The organism is Sphingomonas sp. Root241, from assembly GCF_001428865.1.
In the GTDB taxonomy this organism is placed as follows: Bacteria; Pseudomonadota; Alphaproteobacteria; order Sphingomonadales; family Sphingomonadaceae; genus Sphingomonas.
The window spans coordinates 176,845-190,683 of record NZ_LMIV01000002.1 but is presented as its reverse complement, the minus strand read 5'-3'; the positions used below and the strand labels follow the sequence as shown (position 1 = coordinate 190,683).

Annotated in this window: 17 protein-coding genes; 7 read left to right on the top strand and 10 right to left on the bottom strand. The window is 67.3% G+C overall.

Features of this window, described 5'->3' with window-relative positions; translation table 11 throughout:
• Positions 1-5: 5 nt before the first annotated feature.
• From ASE13_RS11525 to ASE13_RS11510, 4 genes are all read right to left on the bottom strand, one after another.
• Positions 6-710, bottom strand: coding sequence for a DUF448 domain-containing protein (locus ASE13_RS11525; protein ID WP_056615681.1), 705 nt, complete (start codon positions 708-710; stop codon positions 6-8).
• A 177-nt stretch (positions 711-887) separates the two neighbouring features.
• Positions 888-2,516, bottom strand: coding sequence for a transcription termination factor NusA (gene nusA, locus ASE13_RS11520; protein WP_056615678.1), 1,629 nt, complete (start codon positions 2,514-2,516; stop codon positions 888-890).
• Positions 2,516-3,064 carry a ribosome maturation protein RimP gene (rimP, locus tag ASE13_RS11515; protein ID WP_056615675.1) on the bottom strand — a complete coding sequence of 183 codons (549 nt, stop codon included), beginning with the start codon at positions 3,062-3,064 and terminating at the stop codon, positions 2,516-2,518. The genes nusA and rimP overlap by 1 nt, the downstream gene beginning before the upstream one ends.
• A gap of 127 nt (positions 3,065-3,191) precedes the next feature.
• On the bottom strand, positions 3,192-5,072 hold the full coding sequence (locus ASE13_RS11510; protein WP_082596719.1) for an alpha/beta hydrolase family protein: 1,881 nt from the start codon (positions 5,070-5,072) through the stop codon (positions 3,192-3,194).
• Between the two features lie 170 nt (positions 5,073-5,242).
• Here ASE13_RS11510 and ASE13_RS11505 point away from each other — a divergent pair, with 170 nt between their 5' ends.
• The gene (locus tag ASE13_RS11505) at positions 5,243-6,412 is read left to right on the top strand and encodes a PQQ-dependent sugar dehydrogenase (RefSeq protein WP_056615669.1); all 1,170 of its coding nucleotides are present in this window, start codon (positions 5,243-5,245) and stop codon (positions 6,410-6,412) included.
• A gap of 4 nt (positions 6,413-6,416) precedes the next feature.
• On the opposite strand, the gene ASE13_RS11500 is transcribed toward ASE13_RS11505, so the two are convergent.
• Both ASE13_RS11500 and ASE13_RS11495 read right to left on the bottom strand, forming a co-directional pair.
• Positions 6,417-6,791, bottom strand: coding sequence for a PaaI family thioesterase (locus ASE13_RS11500; protein ID WP_056615666.1), 375 nt, complete (start codon positions 6,789-6,791; stop codon positions 6,417-6,419).
• Positions 6,785-7,234 (bottom strand): PaaI family thioesterase, encoded by a 450-nt coding sequence (locus ASE13_RS11495; protein ID WP_082596716.1) that lies wholly within the window; start codon positions 7,232-7,234, stop codon positions 6,785-6,787. Before ASE13_RS11495 ends, ASE13_RS11500 begins: the two co-directional genes overlap by 7 nt.
• 125 nt (positions 7,235-7,359) lie before the next feature.
• On the opposite strand from ASE13_RS11495, the gene ASE13_RS19850 reads away from it, so the two are divergent.
• From ASE13_RS19850 to ASE13_RS11470, 6 genes are all read left to right on the top strand, one after another.
• Positions 7,360-7,512 carry a hypothetical protein gene (locus tag ASE13_RS19850; RefSeq protein WP_156404862.1) on the top strand — a complete coding sequence of 51 codons (153 nt, stop codon included), beginning with the start codon at positions 7,360-7,362 and terminating at the stop codon, positions 7,510-7,512.
• A 5-nt stretch (positions 7,513-7,517) separates the two neighbouring features.
• Entirely contained in the window at positions 7,518-8,468 is a 951-nt protein-coding gene (locus ASE13_RS11490; RefSeq protein ID WP_056615663.1) for a hypothetical protein, read from the top strand.
• A complete protein-coding gene (locus ASE13_RS11485) occupies positions 8,456-9,346 on the top strand; it encodes a hypothetical protein (protein ID WP_056615660.1) in 891 nt (296 codons plus the stop codon). The genes ASE13_RS11490 and ASE13_RS11485 overlap by 13 nt, the downstream gene beginning before the upstream one ends.
• A 49-nt stretch (positions 9,347-9,395) precedes the next feature.
• Positions 9,396-10,028 carry a DNA-binding response regulator gene (locus tag ASE13_RS11480; RefSeq protein ID WP_056615657.1) on the top strand — a complete coding sequence of 211 codons (633 nt, stop codon included), beginning with the start codon at positions 9,396-9,398 and terminating at the stop codon, positions 10,026-10,028.
• A 48-nt stretch (positions 10,029-10,076) separates the two neighbouring features.
• Positions 10,077-10,856, top strand: a complete 780-nt coding sequence (locus ASE13_RS11475; RefSeq protein ID WP_056615654.1) for a crotonase/enoyl-CoA hydratase family protein — start codon at positions 10,077-10,079, stop codon at positions 10,854-10,856.
• A gap of 68 nt (positions 10,857-10,924) precedes the next feature.
• The gene (locus tag ASE13_RS11470; RefSeq protein ID WP_056615651.1) at positions 10,925-12,118 is read left to right on the top strand and encodes an acetyl-CoA C-acyltransferase; all 1,194 of its coding nucleotides are present in this window, start codon (positions 10,925-10,927) and stop codon (positions 12,116-12,118) included.
• Here the strand turns inward: ASE13_RS11470 and ASE13_RS11465 are convergent.
• Genes ASE13_RS11465 through ASE13_RS11450 form a run of 4 tightly spaced genes read right to left on the bottom strand, consistent with a single transcriptional unit; the run spans position 12,115 to position 13,814 of the window.
• Positions 12,115-12,642 carry an SRPBCC family protein gene (locus ASE13_RS11465; protein ID WP_056615649.1) on the bottom strand — a complete coding sequence of 176 codons (528 nt, stop codon included), beginning with the start codon at positions 12,640-12,642 and terminating at the stop codon, positions 12,115-12,117. The two genes, ASE13_RS11470 and ASE13_RS11465, sit on opposite strands and share 4 nt — an antisense overlap.
• Before the next feature lies 1 nt (position 12,643).
• Complete coding sequence (locus ASE13_RS11460) at positions 12,644-13,081, bottom strand: SRPBCC family protein (RefSeq protein WP_056615645.1); 438 nt, start codon at positions 13,079-13,081, stop codon at positions 12,644-12,646.
• Entirely contained in the window at positions 13,078-13,473 is a 396-nt protein-coding gene (locus tag ASE13_RS11455; protein WP_056615642.1) for a VOC family protein, read from the bottom strand. The genes ASE13_RS11460 and ASE13_RS11455 overlap by 4 nt, the downstream gene beginning before the upstream one ends.
• The gene (locus ASE13_RS11450; protein ID WP_200955694.1) at positions 13,470-13,814 is read right to left on the bottom strand and encodes an ArsR/SmtB family transcription factor; all 345 of its coding nucleotides are present in this window, start codon (positions 13,812-13,814) and stop codon (positions 13,470-13,472) included. Before ASE13_RS11450 ends, ASE13_RS11455 begins: the two co-directional genes overlap by 4 nt.
• Positions 13,815-13,839: the final 25 nt, after the last annotated feature.

Below are 13,839 nucleotides of genomic sequence, written 5' to 3'. Positions count from 1 at the left end.
GCTGCTCAAAGTCCTTCAGTCGAGTTCGTCGTGTTCTGCGACCCGCTCGGCGGGAACGCCGATGCGCCCTGCGAGCCTGTTTCGCAAGGGCGAGGCGTGGGGTCGGGTCCGATAAAGTGCAGCCACCGGTCGAGCGCTTCGCTCACCCGCTTGGCCGCTTTGGCGTCGATAAGGCCGGCATGTACCACATTTTCGCGGCCCAGCGCCAAGGACAATATGGTGCGCGGGATCGGCAATGTTAACCCCTTGCGCCCGCTTCCTTCCATATCCGATCCGACGCGCCATGCCTGGGCGAGCTTGCCCGCGCCGTCCTCGCCCGCATCGGATGCGTGGAGGAGCAGGTGCAGCTTGCCCGAGCGCGCCGCCTTGTCGAGCCGCTCGCCGCCGATCGTGACATGGCCGGCCTTGGCTTCGAGGCCGAGCCGGTCGAGCAGGTTACGCTGAAGCTGCGTCTCGATCCGTTCGCCGAGATCTTCGGGAATGCGGATGTCCTGCGTCTTGAACGCACGCGACAGCGCGCCACGCAGCTTGCCCTTGGCCAATGCAGTCTCGAGCTCGGCACGCGCGACCCCGATCCACGCACCACGGCCGGGAGCCTTGGCGCGGATATCGGGAAGCACGTCGCCCTCGGGCGAGAGCGCGAGACGCACCAGCCCCTCGCGCGGCGATTCCTCACGGCTGAGGATGCAGGTGCGGGTGGGATCGCTCATGCGCGCGCCCTCCCTTCTTCGTCATGCCGGACTCGTTCCGGCATCCACCGGGCCACCAGCGAAGGCGCCTGCGAATCCGCGGCACACGGCCGCACCTTCGCGCCGCCATCGTTCGGCTGCACGGTGGACCCCGGCACGAGGCCGGGGTGGCGGAGGCTGTCGATTAGCCCCGGGGTATCATTGCTCGGAGTCCGCAACAGCGTCCTCCGCACCGGCCGGAGCCGGCTCTTCGTCCGCGAACCAATGCGCGCGGGCTGCCATGATGATCTCGTTGCCCTGCTCGTCGCTGAGGCCATACTCGGCGAGAATCCCGCCCTTGTCCTCGGCGCGTTCCGACGACTTGGCGTTCTCGGCGCGGCGGCGGGGCTCCTGGCGCTTCTTCTGGACCAGCTCGTCGGTGGCGAGATCGGCGAGGTCGTCGAGCGTCTTGATGCCCGCTCTGCCCAGCGTGACCAGCATCGCCTCGGTCAGATAGGGCATGGTCGCCAGATCGTCCTCGACGCCGAGCTCGCGGCGCAGCTGGCGATTGGCTTCCTCGCGGCGCTCGAGCGCTTCCTGCGCGCGGCTCTGCAGCTCCTGGCCAAGCTCCTCGTCGAAACCTTCGATCGAAGCGATTTCGCCGAGCTCGACATAGGCGACCTCTTCGAGGCTGCCGAAACCTTCGGCGACCAGCAGCTGGGCGAGCGTCTCGTCGACGTCGAGCTCGTTCTGGAACAGCTCGCTGTTCTGGACGAACTCCTTCTGTCGCTTCTCGCTGGCATCGGCCTCGGTGAGGATGTCGATCGCCTTGTTGGTGAGCTGCGACGCCAGCCGGACATTCTGGCCGCGGCGGCCGATCGCGAGGCTGAGCTGATCGTCGGGGACGACGACTTCGATGCGGTCATCCTCTTCGTCGATCACCACGCGGCTGACATTGGCCGGCTGGAGCGCGTTGACCACGAAGGTCGCGGTGTCGGGCGACCAGGGGATGATGTCGATCTTCTCGCCCTGCATCTCCTGCACCACCGCCTGCACGCGGCTGCCCTTCATGCCGACGCAGGCGCCGACGGGGTCGATCGACGAGTCATGCGAGATCACGCCGATCTTGGCGCGGCTGCCCGGATCGCGGGCTGCGGCCTTGATCTCGATGATGCCGTCGTAGATCTCGGGGACTTCCTGCGCGAACAGCTTCTTCATGAAGTCGGGATGCGCGCGGCTGAGGAAGATCTGCGGGCCCCGGTTCTCGCGGCGGACGTTGAGGATCAGCGAACGGACGCGATCGCCGACGCGGACGACTTCGCGCGGGATCTGCGCGTCGCGGCGGATCACGCCCTCGGCGCGGCCGAGATCGACGACGACATGGCCGAACTCGACGCGCTTGACCACGCCGGTGATGATCTCACCCATGCGGTCCTTGAATTCCTCGAACTGGCGCTCACGCTCGGCGTCGCGGACCTTCTGGAAGATGATCTGCTTCGAAGCCTGCGCCTGGATGCGGCCGAATTCGATCGGAGGCAGCGGATCGACGATGAAATCGCCGATCTTGGCGTCCTTCTGGAGCTTCTGCGCGCCCTTAAGGTCGACCTGCTTGAAATAATCGTCGACCGCCTCGACCACTTCGACGACGCGCCACAAGCGCAGATCGCCGGTGACCGGATCGAGCTTGGCGCGGATGTCGTTCTCGCTGCCGTAGCGATTCTTGGCGGCGCGCTGGATCGCGTCTTCCATCGCCTCGATGACGATCGCCTTGTCGATCAGCTTTTCCTTGGCCACCGAATCGGCGATCGCAATCAGCTCGGCCCGGTTGGCGGTAATGGCAGTGGCCATCAGTCTTGTTCCTCTGCTTCGAATTCTTCTGCGCCCTCTGCAGAGAGGGGCGCGGTTGCGGCGATGAGTGCGTCGGTCATCAGCAATTTGGCGTCCGCGACCTTGGCGAACGGCACGGTGACCTGCTTGTATTTATGGACGTCCACGCTGACCTGGTCGGCCTCGGCGCCGAGCAGCATTCCGGTCAGCTGCTTGCGGCCATCCTCGGTCGGCTCGACGAGATTGATCCGGGCCTCATGCCCCTTCCAGTCCTCGAAATCCTGGAAGCGCGTCAGCGGGCGATCGATTCCGGGCGAGCTGACTTCGAGCCGATAGGCATGCTCGATCGGATCGCGGCCGGCCGCCTCGAGCTCGTCCAGCCGATCCGAGATGCGGCGCGAGAGATCGGCGCAATCCTCGATCGTCAGCTGGCGCGTATCGGGGCGCTCGGCCATCACCTGCAGCGTCGGATCCGACTGGCCGCCGAACATCTTCACGCGCACGAGTTCCAGCCCGAGTGCCTTGGCTTCGGGTTCGATCAGGCTGGTCAGTGCGGCGATGTCCGCCATTGGATCTCCGGGCAATCAGATAAGCAGCTTCAGCGCCGGAGCCCTGCGGGCCCCGACCTCGGCATGTTTGACGATGTCGAGAAAGCACGAGCGATATACGCGCTCGCCGCCCGGCAGGCAAGTGGGACTAGGCGGGGTTGTGCGTTTCGAGGAACTTGCCGACCCGTTCGAGGAAGTCGGCATTGTCGACCGGCCCTTCCAGCGTGTGCCCCTGGCCCGGATAAGCGACATAGTCATGCGCGCGCCCTAGCCGGGTGAGTGCGTCGTGAAGGCGGATCGACTGGTCGGGCGGGACGGTCTCGTCCGCGGTGCCGTGCGCGATCAGGATCGGCATGCGCAATGTCGCTACGCGGGCGATCGGCGAGAGCGCGTCGAGCGACGGCGCATCGCCCTGGATGCGGCGCTTCCAGTTGCGATAGTCGCGCTCGTTGAAGGTCTTGCGGTCATAGGCGAGCTGGGCACCGACATCGGAGATGCCGGCGAAACTCACTGCGCAGCGATAGCGCGAATCGCTTCGCGCCGCCGCCCACATCGCCGCATAACCGCCATAGGAAGCGCCCATGATGCAGACGCGGCCGGGATCGGCGACACCCTTGCCCGCCAGCCAGTCGACGCCGTCGTCAATATCGGCCTGCATCCCCCGGCCCCATTCGCCGTCGCCCTTGGCGACGAAGCCGCGGCCGAAGCCGGTCGAGCCGCGATAATTGGGCTGGAACACGGCATAGCCGCGATCGGCGAGATACTGGACCCACGGATCATAGCCCCAGCTGTCGCGCGCGAACGGCCCGCCATGCGGCATGACGATCAGCGGCAGGCCGTGCGCGGCGCGGCCGGCCGGAAGCGTGAGATATCCGCTGATCTCGAGACCGTCGCGTGCGCGGTAACGCACCGTCTCCATCCTCGCGGGCTTGCCGGCGAGCCCGGGACTGACCGCCGCGACCAGAGTCGCCCGGCCCTCGCCAAAGACATAGAAGGCACCGGGATCGCCGGCCGATTCGCTGAACACCAGGGAGCGGCTGCGGTCGGCAGTCGTCGCAATCACGCGATTGGCGCGGCCGGGGAGCGCGGCATCGATCTGCGCCTGCCGCGCCGCCATGAACGGCTCGAACCAGCGCGTCTCCGGGCGATCGGCCGAAGTGTCGACGCCGAGCAGGCGCCCGTTTGGATCGGTCTGGAAACCGTCGAGATCGACGCGCGTGTCCTCGTAAAGCAATGCGCCCAGCTTCCCCGCGGCGAAATCATAGCTGTAGAGGCCGACTCGCCCCTCGGGCGTCTGCGCCAGCGCATAGCCGCGATCGGTGCCGCGGATGGGCACGAAACGGTCGATCCCGGAACCCGCGGCGCCCGCGCCGCGCGCCGAGCGGCTGAAACGATCATGCTCACTTTTGCGATACAGCATCCAGGAGCGCTTGCCGTCCTGCGCCATGCCCGCCCGGATCACGCCCGCCGAATCGGCGTACCAGTCCCAGACATGATCCTGCGGCGCGACGGCGAGCGTTGCGGCGCCGGTGGTGAGGTCGATGCGGTACACGCCGGGCGTGGGACGCCCCGGAACCGCCGCGCTGAGCAGCAGGAAACCGCCATTCGGAGAGACGTGGAGGATCTCGTCACCCGATTCGGCGGTTCTCGCCGGGCCGAGCTGGGTGAGCCTGCCGGTCGCGATGTCGACTCGGACGAGTCGCTTCGCGGGGGCTCCGCCTTCGAGGAGCAGGCTGACGAGCAGCCGGTCGGGCCCCAGCCAGCGATGCCATTCGAGCCGCTCGCGCTCGGGCAGGGCGATCGGGCGCACCGAAGGCGCGGCACCCGACATGTCGAAGATTGCGAGCCTCGGCCGGCCGGCGACCAGCGTACGCGCCGCCACGAGCCGCCCGTCGGGCGAGAGCGCCGCGTCCTCGATCGCAGGCTGCGCGAAATAGGCGCGGGCCGAAGGCGCGGCCGGCTGGGCCGACGCGAACGTCCCCGGCAGCAGCACGCACGCAATGACCCCGCAAAGATAGCGTCCGAACATGGACCCCCCGAATCAGTCCGGCGACCATGTCTTTGGACACAAAATTGCGCAAGGTGGTGATTTTACGCAATTTATTGATACGCAGGTGGAATGAGCGTCCGCCGCATCTGGACGGCGGAGCGCAAGCGGGGGATGAACGTTGCGTGTTCGATCAGCATCAAGGTGAAACCATGCCCAGGCTCCGCATGCTCCTTTCGGTGGCGCTGCTCGCCGCGTGCAATTCCCCGACCGGCGCAGTGGCGCAGGACGGCACGCCCACGGCGACGGCGTTTCCGTTCAAGGTGACGCCGGTCGCCGATTTCGACGCGCCCTGGGCAATGACATTCCTCCCCGACGGATCGATGCTGATCACCGAGAAAGCGGGGACGCTGCTGCTCGTTTCGCCCGACGGCAAGCAGAAGCACACGGTTGCGATCTTGCCGGTCGATGCGGCGGGACAGGGCGGACTGATGGATGTCGTCCTCGCGCCGGACTTCGCCAAGAGCCGGCATGTCTATTTGAGCTATTCAACCGCGGGCGAAGGCGGGAAAGGCGTGGTGCTGGCACGCGGCCAGCTGTCTGATAGCGATGACGTCTGTTCGACAAACAATGTTTGTTGGAGAGAACGGGAGCCGGAATTGACCGCAGTAACCGAGCTGTTCCGCGCTACCCCGTTCGTTTCGGGCAACGGCCATTATTCGGGCCGCATCGCCTTCTCGCCGGACGGCAAGTACCTGTTCTTCACCAATGGCGAGCGCCAGAAGTTCGATCCTGCGCAGGATCCCAAGGCGACGCTCGGCAAGGTGCTTCGGCTCACGCTCGACGGCAGGCCGGCTCCGGGCAACCCGCTGGCGGCGCAGGGCTTCCATCCCGCGGTGTGGTCGTACGGCCACCGCAATTTGCTCGGCATCGCCTTCGACGCCAAGGGCAATCTCTGGGAGCAGGAGATGGGGCCCAAGGGGGGCGACGAAGCCAATCTGATCCTGCCGGGGAAGAACTATGGCTACCCCAAGGTGTCGAACGGCGACCATTATGACGGCCGCGACATCCCCGATCATGCGCCCGGCGACGGCTTCGAGGCGCCCAAGGTCTGGTGGAACCCGGTGATCAGCCCGGGCGGTCTCATCGTCTATTCGGGCGCGATGTTCCCGCAGTGGAAGGGCGACTTGTTCATTGGCGGGCTGTCGAGCCAGTCGCTGGTGCGCGTCGACGTGAACGGCACCAACGCGAAGAAGGGCGATCAATGGCCGATGGGCGCGCGCATCCGCGAAGTCGAGCAAGGCCCTGACGGCGCGATCTGGCTGCTGGAGGACGGCAGCGACGGCTCGCAGGGCCGGCTGCTCAAGCTGACGGCGAACTGATCGGTCAGCGCACGATCAGATAGTTCATCCGCGCCGCGGCGATCGGGCGGTCGGGCTCGTCCTGCCACGCCACTGCTTCGACATTGGCGACGCGGGTGCCGAGCCGGGTGACGGTGCCCCGCGCGCGGGTCGGCTTGTCGCGGCCGCCGCGCATATAATCGACAGTGAGATTGATCGGCTTGATCCGCCCGCCGCCCTCCGCCGCGAGCGCCTGTTTGAGCGCGCCGACCGCCGCCATTTCGAGCAGACCGCCGATCGCGCCGCCGTGGAGGAAGCCCGGACGGCCGATCACATCGACGACGAAGGGCATGACATAGGTCGGCGCGGTTTCGCCGGGCTCGACGCTGAGCCCCAGAAGTTCGGCATAGGGGATCACCAATAGCCCTCCACCGCCATGAAGGTGCCGGCGACGTGCGCGAGCGGATCGCTCGGGTCGCCGTCATGCGCCTGGCCGCGGACGAACGCGATCGAGCGCGTGATCCGATAGCATTCGCCGCGGCCGATCACCGTGTGGCCGGGCCGCGCCGGCCGCAGATAATCGATGCGCAGATCGAGCGTGGCGTGCGCCTTGAACGCATCGAGCTTCAGCCAGACGCCGATGCTGGTCGCCATATCCATCAGCGCGAGGATCGGCCCCGAGGCGATGACTCCCGAGGCCTCGTCACCGATCAGATCGGCATGGTATGGGAGCGCGAGCTCGGACCAGTCGTCGCCGTGGTCGTGATAGACGAGCCCCAGCCGCCCGCCGTGCCCGCCGAAACGGCCGCCGAACAAGAGCTTGGGATCGAAGGCGCGCGCCCGTGGCGTCTCGCTGTCGGTCATCCGTCGCCCCTAGCGCGGCGAATCGGCCGGCGCAAACCATGGCCGGTGGCGACATTACACGCTTGTAACGTGCGCCAGTGCTTTCTGCCGATCTAGCCTGAGGCGTTCTCAAGGGGGAGATGCAGATGGTGCGGATCGATCTGGGCGATATCGTCGAGCTGGGAACGCAGGTGGCAGTGCACGGCGCGGTGCGTGCCGGCGAGATCGCCAGCGTCGACGATCTGTTCGAAATGCTCGTGGGGATCGCGGTGCTGATCTACGAGATGGCGCCGGGCTGAGCGCGATGCACGTGTCCGAGGCGACTCGCGCGGCGATCGTCGCGGCGCGGGCCGAGGCGGGTGCCGCGATCCGGAAGTGCCGTGAAGGCGCCGCCTTTCGGGCTGCGACGACTGCCTTCGCCGATTGCACGGATTTGCCGGAGCGGGCGGCGGACCGGGCCGAGCAACTGCTGGACGATCCCGATTTGGCAGCAACGCTGATCGCCCGCTTGATCGAGGCGCTGGCAGCGAATCCGCTTTTCGAACCACCGCTCAAGGCGCATCGCGACGCGCTGCGTACCGGTGCCGTCTTGTTCGACTGTCCGGCGGCATCGATCGCCGCGAGCATCACCAGCGCATCGGCGATGGCCAGGCTGCCGCCGCCACGGACGATCGTCTTCACCGGAAGGATGGCGGTCACGCGCACGATCCGCGCGGGCGGCGCGCGGCTGCGGCGCTGGCGTGCCGAGCCGATAGGGCCGCAATTCGCAGCGGCCGATGCGGCGCCGTGCACATCCTTGGCACCGGTGCGGCTGCAGGACGGCCTGGTCCGCCGCACGGACGGCCGCAGCCGGGCGCAGTTGATCTGCGATGCCGAAAGCGATGTCGTGACGCTGGTCGCGACGATCCGCGCCGGCGCGGCGCCGCTGATGCGCGAATATGACATCGACAGCGGCGCGTTGCTTCGCATCGCCGATGCCGACGATCGACCCTCGCGCACCGAGATGCTGCTGCGCTTCCTTCGCGTCGCCGGGCGCGCGGATGCCGGCGCGTGCTTCGAGGACGCGACGCATGCGCCCGGATTTCATCTGCGCTGGGCGGCGATGCGCGAATGGCTGGCGCTGGATGCGGCGGCGGCGGCGGCGCGACTTGCAGAGATGGCATGCGCCGATCCCCATGCCGAAGTGCGGACCGCGGCGGCGCGCATGCTGCCGATTGTCGAGCAGCGGCTGGCGGCGGCGCGATGCCCCGCCTGATCGAACCGGGCGCGGGGGCGGCTATCGGGCTCGACGAACTGGTCGAGGCACTCGATTCCACGCCGTTCGATGCGCGCGACGAAGAGGAATTCGCCGCGCTCGGCCCGCTGCTCGCGCGGCTCGGCCGCAACCCCGATTTCCTCGCCGAGCTGGCGATCGACGAGCTCAAGGGACGGTGTGAGACGCAGCATCGCGGCAACGGCTATGGCGCGCAGGTCTTCCTGCTGCGTCCGCCCAATGGCCGCACTGTGCTGCGCGCCAATTTCTGGCCCGCGCGCACCGATCCGGTAGTGCGCGCGAGCGGCCCGGGCGCCTTCTTCTACGATCTGCCACACGATCATAATTTCCCGTTCCTGACCTATGGCTATCTCGGCCCGGGCTATTGGAGCGACTATTTCGAATATGACGTGGCGGCGCTGGCGGGCGTACCCGGCGAAGATGCGCGCCTGCGTTTCGTCGAGCGCTCGCGGCTCGAACCGGGCAAATTGATGCTCTATCGGATGCGGCGCGACATCCACGTCCAGTTGCCGCCCGACAGCTTCTCGGTCTCGCTCAACATCCTCGGCGCCGATCCCGCCCAGCCCTGGCTCGATCAATATCGCTTCGACATCACCCGCGGCGTGATCGCGGAAGGGCTGACCTGCACCAGCGCCGAAGCACTGCTGGCCGTCGCGGTGCGCCTCGGCAACGGCGAGGATCTGGCGGCGGAATTCGCCCGGCATCATCCGTGCGACCGCATGCGCATGACCGCGCTCGACGCTTTGGCCTCGGCGAAATCGAGCCAGGCGGACGCGCTCCTCGAGACGGCAGCATCCGCCGCCAGCCGCTATGTCGCCGGCCACGCGCGGCTGCGGCTGGCGGCGCGAGATGGTCCGTAACGGAGATGCTTCAGTCCGATATGGCCGGAATGCGCGCTAGGCTGCTGCCGTGGCCGGAATCGTTGCCTGCGCGCTCGACATACCCGAGCTCCATCGGGCGGCGGGCGCGCGCGGGTTCGATCTGGTGCCGATCGCACCGGCGGCTTTGGGGGATAGCGGCGCGCAGGCGGCGATCATCGGGTTCGACGGCCGCGATCCCGCCGCCTGCGTCTCGATGGTGCGCGCGCAGGGCTGGCGCCGCCCCTTGATGCTGGTGCTCGCCCGCGGGTGCGGCGCGAGCGTCGAGGGCGCGCTCGATGCGGGAGCGGACGATGCCGTGGCGCTGCCGGTCTGCGCCGGCGAAATCGCCGCGCGGCTCGCGGCGCGACTGCGCTGCCAGCCGCCGCGGATCGCGCTGGGCGGCTTGCGGATCGATCCGGTTGATCGGCGCGTGGAGCGCGACGGACGGACGATCGCATTGCTCCCGCGCGAATATGCGCTGCTGCTGCATCTGGCCCGATGGGCGGACCGCTGCGTGGGACGCGAGGAACTGCTCGCTTCGGTCTGGGGATTACGGTTCGATCCGGGTACCAATGTCGTCGAAGTCCATGTCTCGCGGCTGCGCGCCAAGATCGACCGCGGTTTCGCGGTACCGATGCTGAGGACCGACAAGGGGCGCGGATATCGGCTCACGGCGGGCTGACCCGCGCCCCCGATTGGCGTAGCGTGGCGGCACAAGAGAGGACAGGAAATGGCCGAACAGCGCGTCAGCATCGCAATCGAGGACAATGTCGCCGACGTGCGGCTGACGCGGCCGGACAAGCTCAATGCGCTCGATCCGGCGATGTTTGCCGCCCTGATCGACGCGATCGCGCAGCTCGAAACCACGTCCGGGCTGCGCGCGGTGGTGCTGTCGGGCGAAGGGCGCGGCTTCTGCGCGGGGCTCGACATGGCGAGCATGGCGAGCGCCGGATCGGGCGTGGACCTCGCGGCGCGGACGCACGGCCTCGCCAATGATTTCCAGCAAGTCGCCTGGGGATGGCGGACATTGCCCGTGCCCGTGATCGCCGCGATCCACGGCGTCGCATTCGGCGGCGGCCTGCAAATCGCCAGCGGCGCCGACATCCGCATCGCAACGCCCGATGCCCGGCTTTCCGCAATGGAGATGAAATGGGGGATCGTCCCCGACATGGCGGGCTATGCATTGTGGCGCGGCAATGTTCGCGACGATGCGCTGCGCGAACTGATCTACACCGCCCGCGAGTTCGGCGCCGGGGAGGCGCTGGCGCTGGGCTTCGTGACGCGGATCGCCGCCGATCCGCATGCCGCGGCGATGGCGCTCGCGCACGCGATTGCCGGGCGCAACCCAGACGCGGTGCGCGCGGCGAAGCGCCTGTCGAACCTCGAAGGCGATGCCGGCGCCGTGCTGCTCGCAGAAAGCCGCGAGCAAGCCGCTTTGCTGCGTTCGCCGAACCAGATCGAGGCAGTGATGGCCAACATGCAGAAACGCGCGCCGGCCTTTACCGACTGAGTCTTGCAATCGAACGCCGCAGCCTTAGACCGGGAGCATACCCGAAACTCGAAAAGCGAGTCCCGAGCATGCGAGAGGCCGCCATTGTTTCTACTGCGCGTACCGGTGTCGGCAAGGCCGGGCGCGGCTATTTCAACGATACCGAAGCGCCGGTTCTCGCCGCGCATGTGATGAACGCGGCAGTGGCGCGCGCCGGGATCGACCCAGCGCGGATCGACGACGTCTTTTATGGCATGGGCAATCAATGGGGGACGCAGGGCGGCAACATGGCGCGGCTCGCTCTGTTCGCGGCGGGGATTCCGCACAGCGTCCCGGCGTTCAGCCTCGATCGCAAATGCGGCTCGGGCCTGACTGCGATCGCACTCGCCGCACGCTCGATCATGACCGACGAGATCGACGTCGCACTCGCGGGTGGGATGGAATCGATCAGCCTGACGATGAAGAACGCGCCGCGCGTAGTAAACCGCTCGGTGATCGAGCACGTGCCCGCGGCGTACATCCCGATGATCGAGACCGCGGAGATCGTCGCCGAGCGCTACGGGATCAGCCGCGCGGCGCAGGACGAATTCGCGGCGATGAGCCAGCAGCGCGCTATGGCGGGGCTCGAAAACGGCGTGTTCGCCGAGGAGATCGTGCCGATCACTGTCGAGAAGGCACTGTACGACAAGGAAGGCAACCGCACCGGCAGCGAGACGGTCACGGTGACGCAGGACGAGGGCATCCGCCCGGGCACCACAGCCGAAGCCCTGGCGGGGCTCAGGACGGTGTGGAAAGACGGCGAGTTCGTGCCGGAAGGTCGCAACGTCACCGCCGGCAATGCCAGCCAGCTCTCCGACGGCGCCGCCGCGCAGATCCTGATGGACCGCAAGACCGCCGAGGCGGAGGGCAGAGAGGTCCTCGGCATCTATCGCGGCTTCCAGGTGGCCGGCTGCGAGCCCGACGAGATGGGAATCGGCCCGGTCTTCGCGGTGCCCAAATTGCTCGCGCGTGCGGGGCTAGCGATCGAGGATATCGGGCTGTGGGAGATAAACGAGGCGTTCGCCAGCCAATGCCTCTATTGCCGCGACACGCTCGGCATCGATCCCGACAAGCTCAACGTCAATGGCGGCGCGATCGCAATCGGACACCCGTTCGGAATGACAGGATCGCGGCTGGTAGGCCACGCGCTGATCGAGGGCCGCAAGCGCGGCGTGCGCTATGTCGTCGTGTCGATGTGCACGGCCGGCGGCATGGGCGCCGCCGGCCTGTTTGAGATTCCTTAAGCCGGCAGCCCCAGCGCCCTGGCCGCGGCGGCCTCGGCCTGGGCGTGCAGTGCCCAGAAGCTGGCGATGTGCTTGCCCTCCAGCCGTTGCTCGAGCACGGCGAGGTGCGAGCCCCAGCCGCCGCCGAAATTGCGCGCATCGTCGGCGCCGCGCAGACCGGCATGAGTCAGCGTCAGGCGGGTGCGGTCATTGCCGATGCGATCCAGCTCGATCGTCACTTCGCCGGCCTCGCCGCCCGACCAGGTGAAGGCGATCAGCCGGGGTGGTTCGAGCTTGGTGATCGTCTCGCTCCACGCCTTGCCGTCATAGGGCGCATAGCGTTCGGGCATTGGATCGGGCTCGTCGGCAAGGTTGCCGTGCCGCATCGTCATGCCGAGCGCGCCGCCTTCATGCAGCTCGGTCGGCCCGCCCATGAACCAGCGCGCGCGCAGTTCGGGATCGACCAGATATTGCCAGACGGTCTCGACCGGCGCGGCGAGATCGCGCTCGAAGCGCAACGTTTCTGCAGTGATCGTGTCAGCCATTTCAACTCTCCAATATGCGGGCCAGGCTTTCGAGGATCATCGTCCAGCCCTTGCGGGTCTGCGCCTCATAGGCCGCCCATTGCGGGTCGATTTCGTGGGTAAGGGTAAGCGTGCAGCCATCGGCCGCATCGGTGATGTGGATCGAGACGCGGGTCCATTCGCCTTCCTCCGCGGGATCGGCGGCGAACAGGAAGACGAGGCGGCGCGGGCGATCGATTTCGAGATAGCGGCCGCGATGCTCGGCATCGCCGTCGGGACGGCGCTCGGTGAGCGTGAAGCCGCCGCCGACGCGCGGATCGATCTCGCAGCGGATCATCTCGCCGTCGGGCGTGGCGAACAGGAAACGCGCGGCATCGGCGGGATCGAGCCAGGCATCGAACACGCGCTCCGCCGGTGCGGCGAAGTCGCGTGTCACCGTGAGGACAAGCGGCGCGCTCACTGGAGGTTGATCTGCCACGACACGCCGAACTTGTCGGACACCCAGCCGAAGCGACGGCTCCAGCCGTAATTGTCGAGCGGCATCAGTACTCCGCCGCCGGCACTGAGCGCCGCGAACAGCCGGTCGGTCTCCGCCTCGTCGGCGCAATCCAGGAAGAAGGACCAGGACGGCGTGAAATCGAAGCCGTGGGTGATGAAGCTGTCATGCACCATGACCGGTTGGTCGGCGATCTCGACATGCGCCCGCAGCACCGTGCCTTCAGGACCCGGACCTTCGGCCCCGAAGCGCTCGATCGAGACGATGCGGCTACCGGGAATGGTTTCGACATAGAAATCGAGTGCCGCTTGCGCCTTGCCGTGCTGGAACATGAGGAAAGGGGTCGCTTTGGTCATTCGCGTCCTCCGATATCTTTCTGCTGGTCTTCGGCGATCAGTGCCTCGAGCCGATCGAGGCGCAGCGTCCAGAACTGCTCCCATTGGCGGAGCCATTTGTCCGCCTCGGCCAAGGGCCCGGCGTTGAGGCGGCAGAGCTGGTTGCGGCCGACCTTGCGGCGCGCGACGAGCCCGGCGCCTTCGAGCACCTTCACGTGCTTGGCCGCGCCGGCGAAGCTCATCGAAAAGGGCTCAGCCAGTTCGCCGATCGACTTCTCGCCGAGCGCTAGTGTGGCGAGCATGCCCCGCCGGGTGGGATCGGCCAGAGCGTGGAACGTCGTATCGAGTCGTTGTTCAACCATATAGTTGAACATAGGACTGGTGCCG